Source organism: Caballeronia humi (assembly GCF_001544475.1).
GTDB classification, from domain to species: domain Bacteria; phylum Pseudomonadota; class Gammaproteobacteria; order Burkholderiales; family Burkholderiaceae; genus Caballeronia; species Caballeronia humi.
In genome coordinates, this window is the sequence record NZ_FCNW02000007.1 from 91,490 (window position 1) to 111,522 (window position 20,033).

The following is a 20,033-nucleotide window of genomic DNA, read 5'->3' on the forward strand; positions in this document are numbered from 1 at the left end:
TCAGCACATGTTCAGACCATTACGATCGATCCGCCAGCCGGTGCTGGCCGCTGCGTTGCTGGCGGCGTGCGTGGCGATGACGGCCAACGCTGCCGAACTCAAGAGCGGTCTCAAGATCGCCTTCGTGCCCAAACAGATCAACAACCCGTATGAAGTGATCGCCGACGATGGCGGCATGGCGGCCATCAAGGAGATGAAGGGGCAGGGCAAGGTGGTGGGGCCCTCGGATGCGGGTGCGTCGTCGCAGGTGTCGTACATCAACACGCTCATCACGCAGAAGCAGGACGCGGTCGTGATCGCAGCGAACGATGCCAACGCGGTCGTGCCGTATCTGAAGAAGGCGATGTCGCAAGGGATCAAGGTTGTGACGTTCGACTCCGATACCGCGCCGGAAGGCCGTCAGATCTTCGTGAACCAGGCCGATTCGGAATCGATCGGACGCGGACAGATCCAGTTGCTCTCGAAGCTCGTCGGCGGCGAGGGCGAGTTCGCGATTCTCTCCGCGACGCCGAATGCGACGAACCAGAACACGTGGATCAAGTGGATGCAGGAGGAATTGAAGAAGCCCGAGTATGCGAAGCTGAAGCTCGTGAAGATCGCTTATGGCAATGACGATGATCAGAAGTCGTTCGTCGAGACGCAGGGCTTGTTGCAGGCTTATCCGAACCTGAAGGGGATTGTGGCGCCGACGTCGGTCGGGATCGCGGCGGCGGCGCGTTATATCCAGTCGTCGCCGTCGAAGGGCAAGGTTGCGGTGACCGGGCTCGGCACGCCGAACCAGATGCGCGCGTTCGTGAAGAACGGTACCGTGAAGGCTTTCCAGTTGTGGGATCCGGGTCAACTCGGCTATCTCGCAGCGTTCGCGGCGGCTAATCTCGCATCGGGGACGATCTCGGGCAAGGAAGGTGAGTCGTTTGAAGCGGGCAAGCTCGGCAAGCGTACGGTCGGCAAGAGCGGCGAAGTGATTCTCGGACCGCCGACTACGTTTGATAGCGCGAATATTGATAGTTTCAATTTCTAGGCTGATTGAGCAGGCAAGCGGGTTGTTCCGGCTTACCTGTTGGCTTTTGCGTTTTTCCGGTGGCGGCGCTCCGTTAGCAGTTGAGATAGCTTGCAACTTAAGGACGGTGGTTTTCCCGCGCCGCAGCCTGTGGGAAATGTAGGGAAATGGATGCTTGACGGGGCGGTGGGGAACAAAATTTTCCCCACCCGCCCGCCGCCCGCAAACGCTTATGCGGCAGGCCGATTAATCACAGGGTGTGATGTACCCACAGCTGAGCGGACCACTCCCCTCACTTCACCGCCGTCCCACTCCGCAGCACCTGTACCGCCGTGGCCGACACGAACTCCGCCTGCACCGAATCGCCCACCTTCAAGTCCTTGAGCGAAACATCCGGCGAAACTTCGAATACCTCCGTACGTGAAGGCCCACGCATCGTGATCAGCCGCTTCTTCGCATCGATTTTCTGAATCGTCGCAAGGATCTGCACACTGCGCGCCGTCGCCGTCACGCCGCCCGAAGCAGGAATCACCGCCTCCGTCTCGACACGCTCGCGAATACCGTTCGACTTGACCTTCGTCGCGCGCACGAGCAGCGCATTGCGATACTGGATGTTGACCGTATCGCCGATACGCAGTTTCTTCACATCGCCGACCTCCGGATTCACCGCGATCTCGACGATACGTCCCTGCGGCCCCTGCAACGCGACGCTGTTCGTCGCCGGATCGATGCCGACGACATGCGCCTGCACCTCCGCAATCGCGGCAGCACCGCGCGCATCGGTACTCGCGCCCGATGCCGCGTCCTGCGCGAACGCCGGGTAAGCGAGCGCGAGCGTAGCAACAGCCACGCTGCGGACGAGGACCGCGTGCAGGACGCGTGATTGAGCTTGAAATGACATGCGGTGCTCCTTCGATGGAGGTGAGAGAAGATTTGGCGCCATGCCGCCTAGCGCCGTGATTTCGACAGCAAATGCCCCAGCCCGAGATTCGTTGCGATCTGCCAGATGTAGACGCGCGAGAAGCGCACGCCGAAGCGCCGCTCGATCAACGCGCGCAATCGCGCATTGGTCCACGCATCGCTTTCGAAGCCATGCTCGCGGGCCGAGCCTTTTAGCGCAGCCGCGATCCATTCGAGCGCCTGCTGGTCGAGCGCGGACGCGCGTCCACCGACGCCCATCTTCTGCAGCGCTTCGAGCCCGCCCGCCGATACGATCGCCTGATAGCGCTTGACCGTCTGCATCGACAGATGCAGACGCTCGGCGACGTCTTCGACCGATGCACCGTCGAGCAGCATCCTGCCGGCGGTCATTCGCCTCACGACGCTCGGAAGGTTTTCTGGTCGAGAAAGCATCTGCGCACTCGCCGTTGTGATTGCCTTGCATCGGACTGGCGCCGGTCATGAAGAGCGCCATGCCGCGAGTCGAAAGAAGCGCATTCCGTATTGCCGACGCCGATTTCCCGAAGCTCCTTACAGCATGTATCAATAAACGTTTTATCGGAGATTTGGGCAAATGGCATTTAAATTTTGTTCTTGAATTTTCATTTCATTTTTCCTATGGGTACCGCGTCAACGAATGAATTAAGCAGGTGAAAACGCTTAATGAAATGGATAGCGCTCGCGTTGCAAATTTGGCGTCAGTCACAAAATGTTCTTGGCATCGGCGAAAAACGTTTGTTAGCATCTATCAACAATCAAGCATAAGCTCGCTGTAAGCATCCATCCGCGCGAACGCTGAAAATCGCGCGTCTGCCCACGTTTTCCGAGGAACGTGTATGGCCGTGCTTCCCTGTCTGCCCGCTAGCCGGGACCTGCTGTTCGATTGACGCAGCACTTTCGGCCGGACCTCTGCCGAATCGGCGCAGCCATGCGCCGCCAGAATTCGATCGTATTTCTCTAAACGCCCTTTTCAAAAGGACGGGTAGATTCCTGCGCCTTTTTATTTGCGAAGATCGAATGGAAACCTGAAGGGTCGAGATGAACGCAATTCGACGAAGTGCACTCGAACTGTTGAGTCGAATATTCGCGCCATTGCTCGGTGCTTTATGCGCATGCCTGATCATGAGCAGCGCGGCGCATGCGCAGGCCGCGCCGGATGAGACGCGGGCAACCGCAAAGGAAGCGTTCATTTATGCGTATCCGATGCTCTTCAACTACAAGACGCTCTATCAGCAGACCGTCGACAAGCAATCGAATTCGTACGTTGGCGGCTTCGGGAGGTTCCGTCATTATTCGCAACCGTATGGTCCGCAGAACAAGGACATCGTCACGCCTAACAACGACACGCCCTATTCATGGGTGTGGCTCGATCTGCGCCACGAACCGTGGGTGCTGAGCGTGCCGGCGATTCCCGACAAGCGCTACTACGTGTTTCAGTGGATCGACCTCTTCACGTACAACTTCGCGTACGTCGGATCGCGCACGACGGGTGAGAAGGCAGGTCACTATCTCTTCGCCGGACCGCACTGGAACGGTGAGACTCCGCCGGGCATCGACCGCGTGTTCCGCTCGGAAACGGATTTTATCGTCGCGCTCGGGCGTACCGCGCTCGATGGTCCGTCGGATGTCAAGAACGTGCAGCGCATCCAGCAGCAGTACAAGGTCGCGCCGCTTTCCGCGTTCGAGCACAAGGCGCCGCCGCCGCCCATGCCCGCTGTCAGCTTTCCGAAGTGGGACGAGGCGCGCGCGACGTCCATCGATTTCATTGCTTACCTGAACTTCCTGCTGCAATTCACGCAGCCGGCGAATGCGTCTGAAGTGGCGCTGATGCAGCGCTTCGAGAAGATCGGCATCGGCGCAGGCAGGCCTTTCGATGCCGCGAAGCTCGATGCACCGACGCGCGACGCGATCGCGGCTGGCGTGCAGGACGGCAAGGCCGCGCTGGCCACGTCGATAAAGGCGACGACGAGTTCCTACGATCTCTTCGGCACGCGCGAGGAGATGAAGAACGACTACATGAAGCGCGCCGTCGCGGCCGCGATGGGCATCTACGGGAATACGAAAGACGAGGCGGTCTACGTCGGCTATCACGAGGACGCTGAGCACAGGCCGCTCGTTGGCACGCAGCCTTACGTGCTGCATTTCGACAAGAAAGACCTGCCGCCCGCGCGCTTTTTCTGGTCGATGACGATGTACGAACTGCCAGGGCGCGGTCTCGTCGCGAATCCGATCAATCGCTATTCGATCGGCGATCGCACGCGGGGCCTCAAGTACGGCGCCGATGGCTCGCTCGATCTCTACGTGCAGCACGTCTCGCCGGGCAAGGATAAGGCGTCGAACTGGCTGCCCGCGCCGGCCGGCGCCTACACGGTGATCATGCGCATCTATGGTCCGGAGGCACCGGTCTTCGACGGCAGCTGGCAGATCGTCAAGCCGGTCAAGGCGGGCGGTTGATCGAATGAAACCACGCACGCACTCTGGCTCGAATCCCAACCGATGGCCCGGGAGGTCGTCATGAACGCATGGTGCTCAACATCGAAGGCGGCAATCGTGACGACGGCGGTATCGGCGGCGCTCGTCGCATCGATGCCGCTCCATGCAACCGAAGGCGGCATCGGCCGGCCGATCACCGGCCAGCAGGTGACGCCTTACGCGGGCGTCGTGCCGCCGACCTCCGACTGGATCGTCACGCTGACGACGATCTTCTACGAAGGCAAGCTCGGCGCGAGCAAGACGATTCCGATCGCGGGCACGGTCACGGCGGGTCTCGACTACAACGTCGTCTACGTGCAGGCGAACCTCATCAAGACCTGGGGAATCACGGCGGGCGGCTGGAACTTCGCATCGTCAATCGGTGTGCCGGTGCAGTACACGAACGCGTCGTCGTTCAACGGCATCCTGCCCAACGACCACTCGACCGAGTTCGCCGACCTCTTCTTCGTGCCGGTCATCGCGGGCTACCACCTGACGAAGACCGACCACATCGCGTTCAGTGTGCAGATGTATGCGCCGAGCGGCGCGTACAACGAGAACCGCCTCGCGAATGCCGGACAAAACACGTGGACGTTCATCCCGACCGTGTCGTACACGAAGCTCTTCCCGGCGCAGGACGTGGAACTGTCGGTGAACTACGGCGTGAACTTCTACACGACCAACAACGCGACTGATTACCACAACGCGCCGCTCTCCGTCCTCGACGTGCTCGCGCTTAAACGCTTCAAGGGCGGCTGGGGCGTGGGCGTCGTGGGCGGCTGGATCCAGCAGCTCGGCGACGACACCGGCGGCCTCGCGGACCGTCTGGGCGGAGCGAGCGGCAACTCGGTGGGCTTGGGGCCGATCGTGACGTGGGCGGGCAAGGTCGGCAAGACGCCGGTATCGGCGGCGTTTCGCTGGGTGAACGAAGTCGAGGCGCACAAGCGCCCGCGCGGCAACGCGGTGCAGCTATCGGTCAGCGCGACCTTCGAGTGAGAACACGTAAAGGAGCCATCATGAACACAACGACGAACGGGGCAACCTCACGGCCGATCGCCGAACGCATCACCCGCGCGCTCGTACGCGCAGCGGCCGCCGATGGCGTGCTGCCCTACGTGAGATTCCACGCGATGTTCGAGCGCACGGTGCCGCTCACCGAGCGATATCGCGTGCTGGAGAGCGCGGTGCGCACGCTCGCGGATGTATCGGCGGTGGATTACGGCGTGCTGCTCGCCTGCGACAACGGCCTGCCCGGCCCCGACTTCTTCCAGCGCTTTCGCAAATTTCGCAACGGCGAATATGCGGCGGTGGTCGGATCGTCGCCGCTTCAGTACGTGACGATGAAGCAGAAGCGGCTGATTGCATCGGCGGAACGCGCGCGCGTCTATGAGCACGCGCGCGAGCAGGCGGGACGCACGGAAAGGGCGTGCGCGTAAAGGCAAATCGCAGGGAACAACGCAGCCACCGCCCGCGCCGATAACACGGGGCCCCGGGATGCCTGTTGACAGCCTTCGTTCAAAACCGCGTCACACGCGATAAAACTCGATGTCCTGCCCCGCGTGAACCGCACGCTTGAGCCACTCGGGCATATCGCCGACGCCGTCCCACGTATCGCCGCTGGCGTTCCTGAATGCGGGCGTCGCGCCATTCTCGGCGCGCGGCAGGGAAGGCATTTGCGGCATAGGCCGCTTGGGCAGGCCGTTGCCGTTGGCTTTCGAGGGAATGGGTGCCGCCGCCACGGGTGCTTCGGCCAGTGCCTCGGCCAGCGCGGTTTCGGTAATGCCGAACTCAGCCATTCGGCTGCGTAAATAGGCAATGATGCTGTCTCGCTTTCTTTCGTCCACGGCTGTCCTGATTCAGCTTTTTAACTTTCTGGAGGGCGAACCGATATCCCGCGCGGACCGGGCGGTTCGATGAGTTAAGTGATTTTTACAAAGCGTGGCGCGCGGCGAACCGCGCGTCAATTAGTGTAATACCGCAAATGCCGAAATACCCCGAAAAAGGGACGGCGGCGCTCTGGCACGGCTGGCGGGCGTTGCGAAAGACAGGCACGTAAAGGGTGCTTTTTACGAAATCCGGGAAGCCGGCCAGCGACACCAAGGCGCTTCAAAACCTCGATGTGTTCTATTGTATGCCGCTTATTGTAAGCGCTAAATCGATTCTAGCGATTATGTTGTTCACCCGGCAATTCGGCGCCATGCGCGCGAATCGCCGCAATCAATTCTGCCGTCGTGATTTCATAGCGCACTTCACGGTGAATGCCGGCTTTGCGTTCGTCGATTTCGATCAGCACAACAGCCTTGCCGTCCTCCGCCGGCACGAGGCGCAGCGTGCGCAATTCCTGTCCGCTTGCTTCGTCCAGCTCCGTCAGCAAGGTCATCGATCCTGTGGCGGCACTTATCGGCATCAGCATTCTCCGTTCCGTTTCCGTTTGTTGTCGTGGCCGCCGCGCCGTGCATGCACGCTGAGCGTGCGCGTGAGTGGCACATGATGGCCACATGAGTGGCGCGCCGATCCCATTTGTCCTACCCAAGGCGGCCATCTCATTATTGCTTGCCAAAACTCCGCGCGTCCAGCGCCGCGCGGAGTAAAAGGCGTCGGCGCGCGCTCAGTTCGCGCGTGCGAGCGTTGCGTGCGCTGCCGCAGTGATCTCGAACGAATGCAGGCGCGCGGCATGATCGAAGATCTGCGCCGTGACGATCAGCTCGTCGGCCTGCGTCTGTTCGATCAGCGACGCGAGTCCCGCTTCCACGTCTTCCTGCGTGCCGACCACCGAGCACGCCAGCGAATGCTCGACGCCCGCGCGCTCGGCCTCGCTCCACGCGATGTCGCGCCTGGGCGGCGGCAACTGGCCGGGCGTGCCGCGCCGCAGGTTGATGAACTGCTGCTGCAGCGAGGTGAAGAGCAACTCGGCTTCGTCGGTGGTGTCGGCGGCGAAGACGTTCACGCCGACCATCGCGTAAGGCTTCGCGAGCGTCTTCGAGGGCTTGAACTGCGCGCGATAAACCTGCAGCGCGGTGAGCAGGTAATCGGGCGCGAAGTGCGACGCGAACGCGAACGGCAGCCCGAGCGCGGCGGCGAGCTGCGCGCTGAACAGCGACGAGCCGAGCAGCCAGATCGGCACGTTCAGGCCCGCGCCCGGCACCGCGCGCACGCGCTGGCCTTCGACGGGATCGGCGAAATAGCGCTGCAGTTCGACGACGTCGTCGGGGAAATTGTCCGCGCTGCCTTGGAGGTCGCGGCGCAACGCGCGGGCGGTCGTCTGGTCGGTGCCGGGCGCGCGGCCGAGGCCCAGGTCGATGCGTCCCGGATACAGCGACGCCAGCGTGCCGAATTGCTCGGCGATCACGAGCGGCGCGTGGTTCGGCAGCATGACGCCGCCGGAGCCGACGCGAATCGTCTTCGTACCGCCGGCGATGTGGCCGATCACGACCGACGTCGCCGCGCTCGCGATGCCCGTCATATTGTGATGCTCGGCGAGCCAGAAGCGCTGGTAGCCCCATTTTTCGGCGTGCTGCGCCAGGTCGAGCGAGTGGCGGAAGGCGTCGGCGGCGGTCGAGCCGGCGGGAATCGGGGATAAATCAAGTACTGAGAAGGGGATCATTCGGCTGTCCGGTGGCTTGACGCTGCGAGGCGCGTGCGATGCGCGCTGCAATGCGTACTTAAAAGCCGATTGTGCCGAATGTCGCGAAAACCTGCCCATTGCGCGGGCGGTAGGGTTTTTCAGGCGAGGCGCGGATACCCCAGGCCGATCGCGGCGCGTTCGATCTCGAGGATCGATGCGTAATCGGCGGTGGGGTGGCGCACGAAACCCTTGAGTTTCAGGCGTGTCGCGAGCGACGGATTGGCGGAGACGGCATCGTCGAGGGCATCGGCGAGGAGGGCGGCTGCATCGGCCGGTAACGCGTTCGATGCGATGAACGGCAGCCCCGGTGTGCTCTTCGTCACGCCGATTTCACGCACGCCGGCCGCCAGTTCCGGCAGATGCTCGCGCACGAACGCGAACGTCACGCAGTCGATGGCGGCGACGTCCGCGCTCTGCTCGATCGCGAGCGCCCTGAGCGACGCCAGATGTCCGCCGGTTTTGTGCACCGAGGCGAAGAACCGCGAGCCGCGCGCGAGCGGCGCGACGGCGTCGCGCAGAAGGTTCATGCCGCTGTTCGAATCGTCGTCGTTGTAGGCGGCGCGCACGCCCCGGCAGGCTTCGAGCGATGGCGCATCTACGTGCGCGCCCGTCACGAGCACGCTGCGATAGGTGCCGTTCGTGCAGCCATCGACGGCGAAATCGGGCGTCGCGATGACGCGCACGCGGCCGTCGAGCGCGTGGACCAGCGGATAGCCACAGGTCTGCGAGAGCAGCAGATCGTCGCGCAGCCAGAAAGGTTCGAGCGCAGCGCCGGCATCGACGATTTCGAGCGTTTCGCCGTGCGCGGCGAGCCAGTCCGCGAGTTCCGTGTGAACGTGCGCGAGCAACGCGCGCCAGTCAGCGGCGAGAGCGGGCGTCACGTTGTACATCGGCAAGGCGGCGACCCAGTTCATAGGCGAGCTATCTTGAAAAACTGGAGCGGCTCCATGAGGTACTCGAGCGGGTGCATCATCCCGCAAGGCGATTCGAAGCATCGTTCGCGGTAGGCCGCGCGAACGTATCGCGGATGCGCGTGACGCGTGCAGCCGGAACCTTGTGACCCGCAAACGGATGCACGACCGGCGCGACCATCGCAAGCGCAAACCGCTTCAGCCACTCGCCATATCCCTGCACCACAAACCGCCCCGTCCGCTCGGCATAAGCCTCACGCCGCCGATGATAGACCGTCCCGAGCGCGAACCACGGCACGCCGGGCAGGTCGTGATGGACCGCGTGATAGTTGTTGTTCAGAAAAAGCAGCCGCCAGAACCATCCCGCTTCGTTGATGACGGTGCGCTGCGGCGCATCGGCGACTGCGCGGTGTTCGTGGAACGAGCGCACCGCGCCGAGCGCGAGCGCCGGATAGCCGACGCCGAACATGAACGCGAACCAGCGGATGCCACAGCGATGCTCCAGCCAGTAAACGAGCGCGGCGAGTAGCACGAGATGCAGCGCCCAGCTCGCCGCGACGCGGACGTCCCCGCGCGCGACTGCGACGGCGACGCCGCGCAACGCACCCGCAATCGAAAACGCCGGGCCGAGCAGCACGCGGCCGACGAGCGTATTGCGCAGCGCGAGCAACAGCCGCATCGTCGGGCCAGCCGATGCCCAGCGCTCCGGCGACACGAAATAGCTTTCCGGGTCGCGGGCGGGGTCGGTGAGATGATCGTCGTCGTGATGGCGCAGGTGCGACTCGCGATAAACCGCGTATGGAAACCACACGGCGAGCGGCGCGATGCCGAAGAGCGCGTTGACGAGCGGAGAACGCGTCGGGTGGCCGTGCAGAAGCTCATGCTGCAGCGACATGTACCAGCACGACAAAAGCGCCAGCGCTCCGAGCGCGAGCGGCATTCCAAGCGCCTGGGCGTTCAGCGCGACTCCGAACCATCCGCCATACACGCCCGCGATCAACAGCCACGTCGGCCATTCGCTGCGCCAGCGCATCGACGCGCGCATGCGCTGGATTTCCTGGCGTTGGGCGTCATCGAGGTAGAGGGACATGGGCAGTCGGAGTCATGGCGAGCCCAAATAGTAGCGACGCGCCCCGCCCGCCCCAACCAACGATTGCGCCTGACGATATGCCGCAGGCTGATAAAAGGCGTCGCGCGGGCATCGTTCGTGCTTTAACGATGCGTCCGCACGAGCGGACAAGCCGGCCGAAAAAGCTGGCTCCGATCACCGCCGAAAAGCGACGGGCACTCCGGAGAAAAGAAGGTCATGGCAGAACAGCAAGCCGGTTCCAATTCCCCCAACCTCAGCAGCGAAGAGCAGGATCAGGCCGCCGAGCATTCGATCCCGCAGGCGCTCGTCGTCCACGAAATCGTGCGCGAGGAGGGCGAAGCCGCGATGGACCGCACCGCCGCCGCGCTGATGTGGTCGGCGCTCGCGGCGGGGTTGTCGATGGGATTTTCGTTTCTCGTGCAGTCAATTCTCGAAAGCGCGCTGCCCGAGACGAGCTGGCGCGGTCTCGTGTCGAGTTTCGGCTACACGATCGGCTTCGTGATCGTGATTCTCGGCCGCCAGCAGCTTTTTACGGAGAGCACGCTGACCGCCGTGCTGCCCGTCCTCACGCGACGCGACCTGAAGACGCTTTTCAAAACGCTGCGCCTCTGGGCGATCGTGCTGTTGTTCAACCTGGTTGGCACGGTGATTTTCGCGGCGATCCTGCAAATCGACGGCGTGTTTTCACCGGAGGTCGACGATTCGCTCGCCAAAGTCGCGATGCTGCCGCTCTCCGGCAGCTTCGGCGTGACGGTCGTGCGCGGATTTTTCTCGGGCTGGCTGATCGCGCTGATGGTGTGGCTGCTCCCGAGCGCCCGCTCGGCGCGCCTGCTGACGATCGTGCTGATTACCTACACGGTCGCGGTGAGCAAGCTGACGCACGTGATCGCGGGATCGGTGGAGGCGTCGTACGCGGTAATGATCGGGGCGGCGACCATTCGTGACTACTTCGGCGTGTTTCTCGTGCCGACGTTCATCGGCAACATGATCGGCGGGATTTCGCTCGTCGCGATCATCAATCATGCCGCGATCGCGCCCGAGATCACGGGCATGCCGACGCGGCAGGATTGATTCGACGCTTATTTGTTGCTGCCCGCGCCGGTGCCGTAAAGGCCGTTGTTGAAACCGCCGGCGCCTTCGGTTTTGTGGCCTTTGCCGGCGGTGACGCCGCGATTCTTGCCGGCGGCATCCTGCGATTGCGGTTTCTGCGATTCGTGGACCGTCGCGTTCGCGGCGGCGGGTTGTGTGCCGGTCGCGGTGCTGCGGCTTTCCTGCTGCTCGGAGCCGCCGCCGCTCGTGATCTGCGCGAAGCCGTAGGTGCTGCACACCGCGATCGACGAAGCGAGCGCGACCGACACCACGCGGCGCTGCGTGACGAACCGGAGAATCGAATTGGAATGGGTCATGCGTGCTCCATGGAAGACGGCTAAAGGCCCTTCCGGTACAGCACGTTCAATGCCTGAAACCATTCCAGCAAGCGTACGCGCGCCGTCGCAACCGCGACGGCGCAACCTGGTCGCGCCGTGGCGCGAGATGGCGAAAGCGGCGGGTCAGGCCGCTTTCGCCCAAAGCCTGTTGGTCGTCTTTCGGCGCCCGGGCGTCGTGTCGCGCGGACCTTTGCCGACCGCGTCGAGCGCCGCGCGCAGCGACTCGATGCGACGCTTCTGCGCCGGCACGAGCGCGTGCCCGGCGCTGACGGCGTTCAGCCGTTCGCGCCAGTATTCGACGTTCAAGGTTCCCGATGACTGGTTGCTCATCGTTCTGAGCTGAGCGAGCGCGCGCTCGATATGCTGGAGTTCTACGTCGGCCATGGCCGAAGGCAGCAAACTGCCCGTGGTCTCGGTTTTCTTCTTTTTCATTTACTCGTCACCCTTCGAGCCACGCGGCGGAGGACGCTGAAAGCTCGTCCGACGCCGCGCAGGCACCCCGTTCGCCCGAACGCTCGTCGTCGTTCTGGGCGGCCCTTTGGTTCTGCGACCGTTATCAAAAATGTACGCAACGCAGGCGGGGGTGCACCGTCTGTCATCGCACATTGTTTCGCCGAAGGGCTATTGAGCAGCACAATGCTGTGCCGTGCGTCGGGTGCGATGCAAGGGTGAAAAAGGTCAGTTTTCGCCGGATTCGCGCGCTTTACCGCTGCGCTTGATCTGCGCTTCCATCGCGAGGTCGAGCTTGCTGACCTTGCGCGGCTTTTCGGGCTTGAGCGCGTTGACGAATGCGACGAAGTCGTCCATCGGCAGCGGTTGGGAGACTTTCTGGTCGCCGCTCGCCGCTCTGTCGACGAGGTAGAAGAGGCCGCCGCTCAGGCTGACGGCCGCATAGTGCGGATTGCCGCTACGCGTCTTGAGCCGTTCGACCGCGTTGATTGCCTTGGTGGAGCGCATGGTCTACGGGACTCAGGGCGCGCACTTCTTGCTGGCGCCTTCGATCCACATATTCGACGCGTGGCGCTGACCCGGATAGAAGCGATAGGTCGTTTCGCCGTTGTCGAAGCGGACCTTGACGACGTTCGAATCGCCAAATTCGAGCATCACGCCCTGCGGAATCGACGTTTTCTTGAAGGTGGCGTCATGTTTCTTCGCTTCGTCGCTGATGCATTGCACGATGCTGTCGACGTTATTCTGAGACGACGCCTTTTCCACTTCCGGTTGGCCGGCGTCTTCGTTATGGAAATAGGCGCACGCGTTGAGCAGAAGCGGCAGTGCGAGCGCGGCTACGAGTTTTTTCATGGTCCCTTTGCGTTGTTGACGATTTTCGCGATTGTCTCGTTCTGGACATGACATTAGAGCATAGCCCCCTTACGGTTTTGGCAGAAACGGGGCAGCAAGGGCCGCGCCCGCTTTCTGCTGCCTCACGCGTCGGGCGGCACGCCGAGCAGTTGCATCGTCCCTCCGACGACGCCTGCGAATACCGGCCCCGCCACCGTTCCGCCGTAATACGACGCGCCCGACGGCTCGTCGATCATCACCGCGACGATCACGCGCGGCTCGCTCATCGGCGCCATCCCGACGAACGACGCGCGATATTTGTTCTTCGCGTACGCGCGCCCGACCTGCTTGCGCGCCGTGCCCGTCTTGCCGCCGACGCGATAGCCTTCCACGTTCGCCGCGCGGCCCGTGCCTTCCGGGCCCATCGCCAGTTCGAGCATGGTGCGGATCGCGGCGGCCGTCGCGGGCTTCGTGACGGCGACTGGCGCATGGCGCTTGTCGTCGAGGACGAGCGTGGCGGGGTGGAAATGGCCGGTGCCGGCGTACGCGGTGTAAACCTGCGCAATTTGCAACAGCGACAACGAGAGGCCGTAGCCGTAGGCCATCGTCGCCTGCTCGATCGGCTTCCAGCGCTCGTAGGCGCGCAGCCGGCCGGTCGCGGCGCCGGGGAACGTCAGCTCGGGCGCGCTGCCGATGCCGTACTCGCGATACTTTTGCCACATCGTTTCAGGCCGAAGCTGCAGCGCGAGCTTGGTAAGCGCGATGTTGCTCGACATCTGCACCGCCTGCGAGACCGTGATCACGCCGTGATTCGACGTATCGTGGATCACGTTCGGACCGAGTTTGAAGCTTCCCGGCGACGTGTCGATGCGCGTATCCGGCCGCGCCTTGCCGAGATCGATTGAAAGCGCGGCGACGAGCGGCTTGATCGTCGAGCCGGGTTCGAAGGTGTCGGTGAGCGCGCGATTGCGCAACTGCTCGCCGGTCAGGCGCGCGCGGTCGTTGGGATCGAAGGTCGGATAGTTCGCGAGCGCGAGAATCTCGCCGTTGCGCGCATCGAGCACGACGACGCTTCCCGCTTTCGCCTGATGTTTCGTGATCGCGGCCTTCAGTTGCGCGTGCGCGAGCGCCTGGATGCGACGATCGATCGTCAACTGGATCTCTTCACCGTTGTGCGCGGGGTCCGATTCGCCGATTTCCGAGATGACGCGCCCGAGCCGGTCGCGGATCACCTCGCGCTGGCCCTGCTCGCCGGTGAGCCGGGCGTTCGCCGCGAGTTCGATGCCTTCCTGGCCGTTGTCCTCGTTATTCGTGAAGCCGACGATATGCGCCGCCGATTCGCCTTCCGGGTAGAAGCGCTTCGTGTCCGGCACGAGCGTAATGCCGGCGAGCGCCTTCCCGGCGACCTTGGTGGCGGTGTCGGCATCGACCTGACGCTTGAGCAGCACGAACGACCGGCCCGCGTTCACGCGCCGCAACAATTCTTTCGGCGGAATGTCGAGCAGCCGGGCGACATCGGGCGCGTGCTGGGTATCGAACTGCTTGGGCGACGCCCAGACCTCATACGTGGCAAGGCTCACGGCGAGCATCGCGCCGTTCCGGTCGACGATCCGGCCGCGCGTTGCCGTGAGTTCCAGCGTGCGCTGGTAGCGCTTCTGGCCCTCGTTGATGTAGAAATCCTGGTTGAGCACCTGGACCCATAGCGCGCGGCCCGCGAGCGCGATGAACGCGCAGGACATGAAAACGACGACGAGCGTCGAGCGCCACTTCGGCAGGCGGCTCGCGAGCATCGGATTCTGATGCGGCGTCTGATAAACGTCGCGGCTGGGCGTTTTATTCTTGTTGAGCATTGCGGATTCTTCAGGGCAGGCGGGCGAGCATTGCGTCGAGTTCAGACGAAGTGACATCGCCCGCCTCATCGGGCAGACGAATGCCGATTTCGTTTTGCAGCAGGTCGCGCATCTGCTGGACGGTCGTCAGTTCGCGCTGGCCGCCAGTCGCGCCGTGGATGTTCAGGCGGCGGTTGAACAAGCCGTAGCGCGATTCACCCGCGACGCGCGCGACCAGCAGGTTGTGCAGGAAAATCGATTGCGGGTAGGTGGATACGTAATGGTTCGCCACTTCGAAGTCGATGTCGAACTGCGGTTCGAGGTCGAAGCGATAGAGCGGCGTCCAGGCGTCGTTGAGCTTCACTTGCAGCAGGAAGTCGTTCTCACCGATGCTGTCGAGGCGGAAAGGTTCGTGCGGCGTCACCTGCTCACGGCCGGTTTCCAGCACGATCGGCGCGGTGAGCGTCACGCCGCCAAAGCCGACATCGGAGAGATAAGTGCGGCCTTCCAGATCGACCAGCAGTAGCATGTGCGTGCGCGCCGGCATTTCGGCATCCGTCCTGCCCCATACGACGCGCGCTCCAAGGCTGCGCGTGCGATACCCGAGCGCATCGAGGACGCCGCGAAAGAGCAGATTGTGTTCGTAGCAGTAGCCGCCGCGCCGCGCGCCGACGAGTTTCCGCTGGATCGATTGCGCATCCAGCTGGACCGGACGGCCGAGCAGCGGATCGAGGTTTTCGAAGGGAATCGCCTGCGGATGGAGCAGATGCAGCGCGTCGAGCGTCTCGATCGAGGCGTCGCGCGGGCCGTCGAAACCGATGCGGGCGAAGTAGGCGTCAAGGTCGATCGGAGAGGTTTTTGCGTTCATGTTCGAAGTCCTGCCCTTGAATAAGCGCGAGAAACGCGAGCGCCAAATGGCGCATATTTTACGACACGTAAGGTTAAAAATTACAAAATACCTACGGCACTCCGCTTGCTGCGAGCAGTCGTCGAGCCTTTATTGAACTGTGCCGCGCGAAACGAGGTCTTTCCTGATTCGAGTTTGGTTTGTCCGCTTCATCACTTCTTCACGGAAAACGCATCGCCATGCCAACGGATAAAGACCAACCCGCCGCGCCGCTTGCCGGCAAGCATCCGGCGCCGCCTTGCACGCTCGTGATCTTCGGCGCGGGCGGCGACCTGACGAAGCGCTTGCTCATGCCGGCGCTCTACAACCTCGCCTCCGACGGCCTGCTCGACGACAAGATGCAGATCATCGGCGTGAATCACGGCCAGCGTGAGACGAGCGAATGGCGCGACGAACTGTCCGAGTCGCTGCGCAAGTTCGCCGCCGACCGCGCGAGCACGTTCCACACATCGCAACTGAACGAGAAGGCGTGGGACTGGGTCTCGCAGCGGCTGCAGTACTTCGCGGGCGAGTTCGAATCGGACGAAACATTCAGCCAGCTCGCCCAACTCATCGCGACGATGAAAACCAGCAACGTCGTCTTCTATCTAGCCGTGACGGCGCGCTTTTTCAAGCCGATCGTGGAGCATCTCGGCCGCGCCGGGCTGCTGAAGGAAGAGGGCGGCAACTTCAGGCGCATCGTGATCGAAAAGCCGTTCGGCACCGATCTCGCCTCCGCGCGTGACCTGAATGCGCACATCCTCGGTTACGCGAGCGAATCGCAGGTCTATCGCATCGACCATTTTCTCGGCAAGGACACGGTGCAGAGTATTCTCGCCGTGCGCTTCGCCAACGCGCTTTTCGAGCCGATGTGGCGGCGCGAATACATCGATCACGTGCAGATCACGGCGGCCGAGACGATCGGCGTGGAAGGGCGCGGGCGCTTCTACGAGCAGACCGGCGCGTTCCGCGACATGGTGCCGAATCACCTGTTCCAGTTGCTCGGCATGATCGCGATGGAACCGCCGAACTCCTTCGATGCCGAGACCGTGCGCGACAAGAAGGCCGAAGTCTTCGACGCGATCCAGCCGCTCGGCGCACGCGACGTCGTGTTCGGGCAGTATGAGAAGGGAGCGGCGGGTCCGGGGTATCGGGAGGAGCCGGACGTCGCGCCGGAGAGCCGCACGGAAACGTACGCGGCGGCGCGTGTGTACGTCGAGAACTGGCGCTGGGCCGGCGTGCCGTTTTATCTGCGCACGGGCAAGCGGCTCGCGGCGCGGCGCACGGAGGTGTCGGTGCAGTTGAAGGCGGTGCCGTTCCGGCTGTTTCGCGACACACCCGTCGATGCGCTGACGCCCAACGTGTTGACGCTGCGCATCGATCCGGCGCACGGCACGACGTTCGATTTCAACGTGAAGGTGCCGGGGCCGGTGATGCAGGTCGGCGCGGTGCAGTCGTCGTTCAATTACGGCGACTTCTTCGACGAGCGGGCGAACGTCGGCTATGAGACGCTGCTGTACGACTGCATGCTCGGCGACGAGACGCTGTTTCAGCGCGCCGACAGCATCGAAACGGCGTGGGCCGCGGTTGATCCGGTGCTGCATCCGCAAGGCGCGCCGATCGACGTGCATGGGTACGCCGCCGGCAGCGAAGGTCCGGCGGAAGCGGACGCGCTGCTCGCGGCCGACGGGCGCGCGTGGCGGTCACTTATCGACAAAAGCAATAAGAAACAGGAGGACAAAGCGTGACAACCGGAAAGGGACATAAGAAAGTCGAGCGGATTCTGGCGATCGACGTAGGCGGGACGGGACTGAAGGCGGCGATCGTCAGCGCCGACGGGCACATGCAAACCGAGCGCCTGCGCGTCGAGACGCCTGCGCCGTACACGCCGGACGTGATCGTCGATGCGCTCGTGAAGCTCGTCGCACCGCTCGCCGACCCGCCGCCGACGCATATTTCGATCGGTTTCCCCGGCGTCGTGCGCAACAACCACGTGCTGACGGCGCCGCACTTCGGCAACGAGAACTGGCACGACATACCGCTCGCTGACATGATCGCAGAGCGCCTCGGCAACCCGCCCGTGCGCATGATCAACGACGCAGAAATGCAGGGGCTTGCCGCGATCGAAGGCCACGGCATCGAGTTCGTCCTGACGCTCGGCACGGGCGCGGGCACGGCGCTTTTCCGTGACGGCGAACTGATGCCGCATCTGGAACTCGCGCATCATCCGGTCGCGAAAAAGAAGACCTACGATGAATATATCGGCAACGCCGCGCGCGAGAAGGCGGGCGGCAAGCGCTGGAATAAACGGGTGGAGAAGATCATCGGCGTGCTGGCGTCGCTCGTGAATTACGACAAGCTATGGATCGGCGGCGGCAATGCGGCGCATCTCAAATTCGACCTGCCGCCGAACGTGGCGGTCGTCTCGAACGCGGCGGGCATCGAGGGCGGCGCGAAGCTCTGGCATCCGCGTTCGGTGCGCGAATCGCGGCAACTGCCAGCGGCCAACCTGCGCACGGGAGCGTTCGAATGAGTCCCTACCGTAAATACGGATTGCGCCCGGTGATCGGCGACGGCCAGGCCGCGTTCGATCAACTCGCGCAGATCGACCTGGTCATCACCGATTGCGACGGCACGCTCCTGCACACCGACAAGTCGCTCTCGGCCGCCGCTATCGATGCCGTGCGACGCCTGCACGCGGCGGGCGTCAAGTTCGCGGTCGCGAGCAGCCGGCCGGGCAAGGGCATGCGGCATATCGTCGAGGCGCTGGATGTGGACTTGCCGTTCGCGTCGTATAACGGCGGCAACATCGTCGCGCCGGGGTCGTGGGACGTGCTCGGCGCGCATAAGCTGCCGCGCGAGGCCGTCGAGACCGTGCTCGGGCGCCTGGCGGGCGAGGGCATCGACGCGTGGGTGTTCATCGGCGACAACTGGTATCTGACCAACCCCGCGGGCACCTATGTCGCGCTCGAGCGCCGCACAGTCGGCTATGACGGCGTGGTCGTGAAGCGCTTCGACGAGCTGGATCTCGCGGCGGTCGACAAGATCGTCGGATCGACGGCGGACGAGCCGCTGCTCGCGCGCATCGAGCACGAATTGCAGGCGACGCTGCACGGCCAGGCGCTCGCCGCGCTCTCGCAGACCTACTATCTCGACATCACAAGCGTGCTCGCCAACAAGGGCGAAGCGGCGCGCGAGCTGTCGCGACATGCGGGCGTGCCGCTCGGGCGCGTGGCGGTGCTGGGAGACATGTCGAACGATGTCCCGATGTTCGATGTCGCGGGGCTCGCGATCGCGATGGGACAGGCGTCGGAGGCCGTGCAGGCGCGGGCGTGCCTGGTGTCGCCGAGCAACGATGAAGAGGGATTTGCAGTCGCGATCGACGCGATTCTGGCGGCGCGCGATGCCGTGACGGGATAAAACGGGAGAGAGGGAGAGCGGAGAGCGGCCTCGACGCGCGCGCACTGCTGCATGGCAGAGTGCTCCAGCGGCGTCGAACCGTGCTCTTCCTGGCGCCTGCCGGCTAAAGGATGCCGGGCGGGCGACGATGCATCAGCAATGCATCAACGACGGCGCATTTGCGGGCGCGGTGCTCCGCCGCCTGCGCGTTCGTCCTTGTGCCGGAAGTTGATGCGGCCCTTGGTGAGGTCATACACCGACAGTTCCAGCGTCACGCGGTCGCCCGCGAGAATACGGATGTGGTTCTTGCGCATGCGGCCCGACGCGTATGCACCGACCACGACGCCGTTATCGAGCGTCACGCGGTAGCGGCTATCGGGAAGCACTTCGTCGACAATGCCGTCCAACTCGATGAGTTCTTCTTTCGCCATATATAGCTCCTGACTAAACAATAATAATGAGATTGTAGGTGACGCACGGGCTTTACGCCTCGGCCATTATGCGTATTGCGTTTTCAACGCAACATCAAAGATCGGCGACCGTCTGCCCGTCGATTTGTCCGTCGATCAGTTTCTCTGCATGCAACATGCACGCGCGGCGCGCCTGACCGCCGTTTTCGAACGCACCCGGCTGCGTCACGCGAAAGACGCGGCTGTCGCCCGCCGCTTCCTCGCCTTCCGGCACCGCGCGGCGAATCCGCACCGATGCCTCGTAGCCCGCGTCCGCCGCGCGCACCGCGACGCCATCACGCGCCCCCCGCGGATAGATCAGCGGATGAATCTCGTAACCCTTATACGTCTTGACTGTGTCTTTCATGTTTCCTGGTGTCCTGTGTTGCGCTCGATCCGGGGCCATTCGCACTTCTTGCGCGAGCATTGAACGGTGCTCCTGCCGCGAGACGTCCGCCAAGCGGCAAAACGGCTACAAGCGGCTCCTGCCGGGGCCCGGTTGATACGCGAGCAAAAAAACAAGAGCGCAGCGCTTGGGGCGCGGTCGCTCGATGTGCTTTAGGTGATGAAGAACGTGGAGGTCACATGACCGCCGACGTCGCTAATGCTCAAACCTGAGCCAAACTTGAAGACGAATGCCGCGAAACTGCTGCCGACATTGCCGGGGCGATGACATTCAGCGCTTGTAATCTGGTGTGTCGCGTGCGCGCTGACATGCTGGGTGG

Annotated in this window: 24 protein-coding genes; 9 read left to right on the top strand and 15 right to left on the bottom strand. The window is 63.3% G+C overall.

The genetic code is table 11. The annotated features are described in order from the left end of the window. The first annotated feature begins 7 nt into the window (after positions 1–7). On the top strand, positions 8–1,021 hold the full coding sequence (rhaS, locus tag AWB65_RS10305) for a rhamnose ABC transporter substrate-binding protein (RefSeq protein ID WP_087667060.1): 1,014 nt from the start codon (positions 8–10) through the stop codon (positions 1,019–1,021). 271 nt (positions 1,022–1,292) lie between these two features. Here rhaS and AWB65_RS10310 read toward each other — a convergent pair whose 3' ends face one another. Both AWB65_RS10310 and AWB65_RS10315 read right to left on the bottom strand, forming a co-directional pair. Continuing rightward, on the bottom strand, positions 1,293–1,901 hold the full coding sequence (locus tag AWB65_RS10310; RefSeq protein WP_087667061.1) for a copper-binding protein: 609 nt from the start codon (positions 1,899–1,901) through the stop codon (positions 1,293–1,295). A gap of 47 nt (positions 1,902–1,948) precedes the next feature. Then, positions 1,949–2,353 carry a helix-turn-helix domain-containing protein gene (locus AWB65_RS10315; protein WP_087667062.1) on the bottom strand — a complete coding sequence of 135 codons (405 nt, stop codon included), beginning with the start codon at positions 2,351–2,353 and terminating at the stop codon, positions 1,949–1,951. Positions 2,354–2,400: 47 nt separating this feature from the next. On the opposite strand from AWB65_RS10315, the gene AWB65_RS35525 reads away from it, so the two are divergent. The 4 genes from AWB65_RS35525 (at position 2,401) to AWB65_RS10330 (ending at position 5,847) form a co-directional block, all read left to right on the top strand. Then, positions 2,401–2,580, top strand: a complete 180-nt coding sequence (locus tag AWB65_RS35525; protein WP_125474107.1) for a hypothetical protein — start codon at positions 2,401–2,403, stop codon at positions 2,578–2,580. A gap of 481 nt (positions 2,581–3,061) precedes the next feature. Then, positions 3,062–4,393 (top strand): DUF1254 domain-containing protein, encoded by a 1,332-nt coding sequence (locus AWB65_RS10320; protein WP_087667063.1) that lies wholly within the window; start codon positions 3,062–3,064, stop codon positions 4,391–4,393. A gap of 60 nt (positions 4,394–4,453) precedes the next feature. Then, positions 4,454–5,407 (top strand): SphA family protein, encoded by a 954-nt coding sequence (locus AWB65_RS10325; RefSeq protein ID WP_235007573.1) that lies wholly within the window; start codon positions 4,454–4,456, stop codon positions 5,405–5,407. A 20-nt stretch (positions 5,408–5,427) separates the two neighbouring features. After that, positions 5,428–5,847: a hypothetical protein gene (locus AWB65_RS10330; RefSeq protein WP_087667065.1), complete on the top strand. Its 420-nt coding sequence runs from the start codon at positions 5,428–5,430 to the stop codon at positions 5,845–5,847. 90 nt (positions 5,848–5,937) lie between these two features. Here the strand turns inward: AWB65_RS10330 and AWB65_RS10335 are convergent, their stop codons facing one another. From AWB65_RS10335 to AWB65_RS10355, 5 genes are all read right to left on the bottom strand, one after another. Then, positions 5,938–6,255: an H-NS family nucleoid-associated regulatory protein gene (locus tag AWB65_RS10335; RefSeq protein ID WP_087667066.1), complete on the bottom strand. Its 318-nt coding sequence runs from the start codon at positions 6,253–6,255 to the stop codon at positions 5,938–5,940. A 317-nt stretch (positions 6,256–6,572) separates the two neighbouring features. Beyond that, the gene (locus tag AWB65_RS10340) at positions 6,573–6,818 is read right to left on the bottom strand and encodes a hypothetical protein (RefSeq protein ID WP_025527800.1); all 246 of its coding nucleotides are present in this window, start codon (positions 6,816–6,818) and stop codon (positions 6,573–6,575) included. 201 nt (positions 6,819–7,019) lie between these two features. Beyond that, on the bottom strand, positions 7,020–8,015 hold the full coding sequence (locus AWB65_RS10345; RefSeq protein WP_087667067.1) for a luciferase-like monooxygenase: 996 nt from the start codon (positions 8,013–8,015) through the stop codon (positions 7,020–7,022). A 119-nt stretch (positions 8,016–8,134) separates the two neighbouring features. After that, positions 8,135–8,950, bottom strand: a complete 816-nt coding sequence (locus tag AWB65_RS10350) for a phosphate/phosphite/phosphonate ABC transporter substrate-binding protein (protein ID WP_087667068.1) — start codon at positions 8,948–8,950, stop codon at positions 8,135–8,137. A 55-nt stretch (positions 8,951–9,005) separates the two neighbouring features. Continuing rightward, the gene (locus AWB65_RS10355) at positions 9,006–10,037 is read right to left on the bottom strand and encodes a fatty acid desaturase (RefSeq protein ID WP_087667069.1); all 1,032 of its coding nucleotides are present in this window, start codon (positions 10,035–10,037) and stop codon (positions 9,006–9,008) included. 216 nt (positions 10,038–10,253) lie between these two features. Between AWB65_RS10355 and AWB65_RS10360 the strand changes: the two genes are divergently transcribed. Further along, positions 10,254–11,108, top strand: a complete 855-nt coding sequence (locus AWB65_RS10360; protein WP_087667070.1) for a formate/nitrite transporter family protein — start codon at positions 10,254–10,256, stop codon at positions 11,106–11,108. Between the two features lie 8 nt (positions 11,109–11,116). On the opposite strand, the gene AWB65_RS10365 is transcribed toward AWB65_RS10360, so the two are convergent. From AWB65_RS10365 to AWB65_RS10390, 6 genes are all read right to left on the bottom strand, one after another. Beyond that, positions 11,117–11,443: a hypothetical protein gene (locus AWB65_RS10365; protein ID WP_087667071.1), complete on the bottom strand. Its 327-nt coding sequence runs from the start codon at positions 11,441–11,443 to the stop codon at positions 11,117–11,119. Between the two features lie 144 nt (positions 11,444–11,587). Beyond that, the gene (locus AWB65_RS10370; protein ID WP_025527806.1) at positions 11,588–11,896 is read right to left on the bottom strand and encodes a hypothetical protein; all 309 of its coding nucleotides are present in this window, start codon (positions 11,894–11,896) and stop codon (positions 11,588–11,590) included. 246 nt (positions 11,897–12,142) lie between these two features. Further along, a complete protein-coding gene (locus tag AWB65_RS10375; RefSeq protein ID WP_087667072.1) occupies positions 12,143–12,421 on the bottom strand; it encodes a hypothetical protein in 279 nt (92 codons plus the stop codon). Positions 12,422–12,433: 12 nt separating this feature from the next. Continuing rightward, the gene (locus tag AWB65_RS10380; protein WP_025527808.1) at positions 12,434–12,766 is read right to left on the bottom strand and encodes a hypothetical protein; all 333 of its coding nucleotides are present in this window, start codon (positions 12,764–12,766) and stop codon (positions 12,434–12,436) included. A gap of 122 nt (positions 12,767–12,888) precedes the next feature. After that, the gene (locus AWB65_RS10385; RefSeq protein ID WP_087667073.1) at positions 12,889–14,595 is read right to left on the bottom strand and encodes a peptidoglycan D,D-transpeptidase FtsI family protein; all 1,707 of its coding nucleotides are present in this window, start codon (positions 14,593–14,595) and stop codon (positions 12,889–12,891) included. A gap of 10 nt (positions 14,596–14,605) precedes the next feature. Continuing rightward, complete coding sequence (locus tag AWB65_RS10390; RefSeq protein WP_087667074.1) at positions 14,606–15,442, bottom strand: arylamine N-acetyltransferase family protein; 837 nt, start codon at positions 15,440–15,442, stop codon at positions 14,606–14,608. A gap of 218 nt (positions 15,443–15,660) precedes the next feature. On the opposite strand from AWB65_RS10390, the gene zwf reads away from it, so the two are divergent. From zwf to AWB65_RS10405, 3 genes are read left to right on the top strand one after another with little or no spacing between them, the layout of a single operon-like run. Beyond that, a complete protein-coding gene (zwf, locus tag AWB65_RS10395) occupies positions 15,661–17,208 on the top strand; it encodes a glucose-6-phosphate dehydrogenase (protein ID WP_087667075.1) in 1,548 nt (515 codons plus the stop codon). Further along, the gene (locus AWB65_RS10400) at positions 17,205–17,993 is read left to right on the top strand and encodes an ROK family protein (RefSeq protein ID WP_087667076.1); all 789 of its coding nucleotides are present in this window, start codon (positions 17,205–17,207) and stop codon (positions 17,991–17,993) included. Before zwf ends, AWB65_RS10400 begins: the two co-directional genes overlap by 4 nt. Further along, positions 17,990–18,880, top strand: a complete 891-nt coding sequence (locus tag AWB65_RS10405) for a Cof-type HAD-IIB family hydrolase (protein WP_087667077.1) — start codon at positions 17,990–17,992, stop codon at positions 18,878–18,880. The genes AWB65_RS10400 and AWB65_RS10405 overlap by 4 nt, the downstream gene beginning before the upstream one ends. Positions 18,881–19,023: 143 nt before the next feature. Here the strand turns inward: AWB65_RS10405 and infA are convergent, their stop codons facing one another. Together infA and AWB65_RS10415 are read right to left on the bottom strand one after the other, a co-directional pair. Next, positions 19,024–19,290: a translation initiation factor IF-1 gene (infA, locus tag AWB65_RS10410; protein WP_035928093.1), complete on the bottom strand. Its 267-nt coding sequence runs from the start codon at positions 19,288–19,290 to the stop codon at positions 19,024–19,026. A 94-nt stretch (positions 19,291–19,384) separates the two neighbouring features. After that, complete coding sequence (locus tag AWB65_RS10415; RefSeq protein WP_087657087.1) at positions 19,385–19,675, bottom strand: hypothetical protein; 291 nt, start codon at positions 19,673–19,675, stop codon at positions 19,385–19,387. Positions 19,676–20,033: the final 358 nt, after the last annotated feature.

Bases quoted from the DNA above. Each gene is read 5' to 3' on its own strand.
- AWB65_RS10415 (WP_087657087.1), bottom strand. From the start codon at position 19,675: ATGAAAGACACAGTCAAGACGTATAAGGGTTACGAGATTCATCCGCTG.
- AWB65_RS10355 (WP_087667069.1), bottom strand. From the start codon at position 10,037: ATGTCCCTCTACCTCGATGACGCCCAACGCCAGGAAATCCAGCGCATG.
- AWB65_RS10340 (WP_025527800.1), bottom strand. From the start codon at position 6,818: ATGCCGATAAGTGCCGCCACAGGATCGATGACCTTGCTGACGGAGCTG.
- AWB65_RS35525 (WP_125474107.1), top strand. From the start codon at position 2,401: ATGAAGAGCGCCATGCCGCGAGTCGAAAGAAGCGCATTCCGTATTGCC.
- rhaS (WP_087667060.1), top strand. From the start codon at position 8: ATGTTCAGACCATTACGATCGATCCGCCAGCCGGTGCTGGCCGCTGCG.
- AWB65_RS10375 (WP_087667072.1), bottom strand. From the start codon at position 12,421: ATGCGCTCCACCAAGGCAATCAACGCGGTCGAACGGCTCAAGACGCGT.
- AWB65_RS10350 (WP_087667068.1), bottom strand. From the start codon at position 8,950: ATGAACTGGGTCGCCGCCTTGCCGATGTACAACGTGACGCCCGCTCTC.
- AWB65_RS10325 (WP_235007573.1), top strand. From the start codon at position 4,454: ATGAACGCATGGTGCTCAACATCGAAGGCGGCAATCGTGACGACGGCG.
- AWB65_RS10360 (WP_087667070.1), top strand. From the start codon at position 10,254: ATGGCAGAACAGCAAGCCGGTTCCAATTCCCCCAACCTCAGCAGCGAA.
- AWB65_RS10320 (WP_087667063.1), top strand. From the start codon at position 3,062: ATGAGCAGCGCGGCGCATGCGCAGGCCGCGCCGGATGAGACGCGGGCA.
- AWB65_RS10390 (WP_087667074.1), bottom strand. From the start codon at position 15,442: ATGAACGCAAAAACCTCTCCGATCGACCTTGACGCCTACTTCGCCCGC.
- AWB65_RS10385 (WP_087667073.1), bottom strand. From the start codon at position 14,595: ATGCTCAACAAGAATAAAACGCCCAGCCGCGACGTTTATCAGACGCCG.
- AWB65_RS10330 (WP_087667065.1), top strand. From the start codon at position 5,428: ATGAACACAACGACGAACGGGGCAACCTCACGGCCGATCGCCGAACGC.
- AWB65_RS10405 (WP_087667077.1), top strand. From the start codon at position 17,990: ATGAGTCCCTACCGTAAATACGGATTGCGCCCGGTGATCGGCGACGGC.
- infA (WP_035928093.1), bottom strand. From the start codon at position 19,290: ATGGCGAAAGAAGAACTCATCGAGTTGGACGGCATTGTCGACGAAGTG.
- AWB65_RS10345 (WP_087667067.1), bottom strand. From the start codon at position 8,015: ATGATCCCCTTCTCAGTACTTGATTTATCCCCGATTCCCGCCGGCTCG.
- AWB65_RS10310 (WP_087667061.1), bottom strand. From the start codon at position 1,901: ATGTCATTTCAAGCTCAATCACGCGTCCTGCACGCGGTCCTCGTCCGC.
- AWB65_RS10370 (WP_025527806.1), bottom strand. From the start codon at position 11,896: ATGAAAAAGAAGAAAACCGAGACCACGGGCAGTTTGCTGCCTTCGGCC.
- AWB65_RS10365 (WP_087667071.1), bottom strand. From the start codon at position 11,443: ATGACCCATTCCAATTCGATTCTCCGGTTCGTCACGCAGCGCCGCGTG.
- AWB65_RS10315 (WP_087667062.1), bottom strand. From the start codon at position 2,353: ATGCTTTCTCGACCAGAAAACCTTCCGAGCGTCGTGAGGCGAATGACC.
- AWB65_RS10380 (WP_025527808.1), bottom strand. From the start codon at position 12,766: ATGAAAAAACTCGTAGCCGCGCTCGCACTGCCGCTTCTGCTCAACGCG.
- zwf (WP_087667075.1), top strand. From the start codon at position 15,661: ATGCCAACGGATAAAGACCAACCCGCCGCGCCGCTTGCCGGCAAGCAT.